Origin of the sequence: Methanospirillum sp., assembly GCF_035406105.1 — an archaeon.
Lineage (GTDB): Archaea > Halobacteriota > Methanomicrobia > Methanomicrobiales > Methanospirillaceae > Methanospirillum.
Genome location: NZ_DAONKG010000351.1, coordinates 1 through 1,497 on the forward strand (window position 1 = coordinate 1; position 1,497 = coordinate 1,497).

The 1,497-nt window shown below is 36.8% G+C and carries 2 protein-coding genes; both read right to left on the reverse strand.

The genetic code is table 11. The annotated features are described in order from the left end of the window. On the reverse strand, positions 1 to 505 hold a 505-nt coding region (locus PLA23_RS13375; RefSeq protein WP_324475530.1), incomplete at its 3' end, for an acylphosphatase. A gap of 500 nt (positions 506 to 1,005) precedes the next feature. After that, positions 1,006 to 1,497, reverse strand: a 492-nt coding sequence (locus PLA23_RS13380) for a DUF3782 domain-containing protein (protein WP_324475531.1), incomplete at its 5' end; no start/stop codon positions are given.

A 1,497-nucleotide genomic window follows, 5' to 3' on the forward strand; every position in this document is an offset into this window, starting at 1 on the left:
TCTGATCCTGTTTATCAATCATCATGTCTTGTTTTTCCAGCATCTGATCCTGTTTATCAATCATCATGTCTTGTTTTTCCAGCATCTGATCCTGTTTTTGCAGAGAGGTTTGCATCATCTCTATCAACGTTTTTGAATTATTCGCTGCGGTCTTACTGTATTTTCCAATAAGACTGAGGTGTTGGATTGCAGTATCCATCCGTTCAGCCATCTCTTCACCCATGTCACCCCTTATTATATTGAACGTTCGAAACTCTCCGGTGTATGGTTCTTCCCTGATTTCAATCGATTCGACGTTTATTGGAAAATCCTGTATATTTATAAGGTTTGAAAAGTGGGTTATCGCTTCTTTTGTTCCTTCTGCAATGATCAGCACATCAAGATCTTCGAGATTCCTTACTTCTCCTGTAATACCATTTTTTATTGCCAGTTTCTGAACAACATCCCGATATCCGACACGCTGGACATCGCCATGAATGATAAATCGAGAGCGAATGAGATCCATCGTACGTAGTCGTTGGGTATATTTGCATAAATACATATTTGCTCATGTTGGAGGAAGGATTCTCGAATCATCTGGTCCTGTATTTGATACATTGATCATGAAAATATCGAATTTCCGGTAGAGAAAAGTTGGGATTAAGGTTCTGCTTTCCTGAAATATCAATGTAACTATACTGTTATATCCGACACTCGGCAGCAATTTGTAGTGATTTTGGATTTATTTATAGCAAACAATTAAATAGTTCTAAATCTATTCTCCATATGGAGATAGGGCCGAATAATTAGAGCCTTGTTTGAGACCTTTACAATGACATTTGATCGGACTGTCAACCATGAGGGGTAATCTTGAAACGGACTAAATTGAAAAAAGTCATCAAATTTAACCATGATTTTAGAATAGACGATTTTTAAAATTATTCATTGCAAATATTCTAATGCTGAATGTGGGATTAATCTTATTCCATTCATAACTAATTTAATTAATCGTGTACTATATCTATCTTATTGTGATGCTTCCTGAATAACAGATCCTAAATCTATTACGGAATCACATATCGTTACATTGAACTTATCTGCAACTTCTTTTGCAGAGTCTTCCACGAAGGGTGCAATCATTATTAATCCGTCTACTATTTTTCCGGTCATTTTGGTGTAATACTCTCCCTTCTTTAAAAAAATGAACACATCACTCTTACTTACTGAAGCTTTTATCTCAACAACAAGGGTTTTCCCGCCGGTAACAATGACATCTATCTCAATCTCTGATGGATGCCCGAATACGAATCCTTCAGTGTCTTTGACCATATAATTAAAGACTTCATACCCGGTCTCTGAAAGAATAGTTGTCAGACCATTTCTGAACGATCGTTCAGAATCCACTCCCCATTTCCTTCCGAGACCTCCGATTTTAAATTCGATCGTCCGGGTAAGATCTTTTATGGAGAGTTCAGTATTTTTTTGAGCTTCGGCTAGTTCTTCAACTTTAACTTCAGT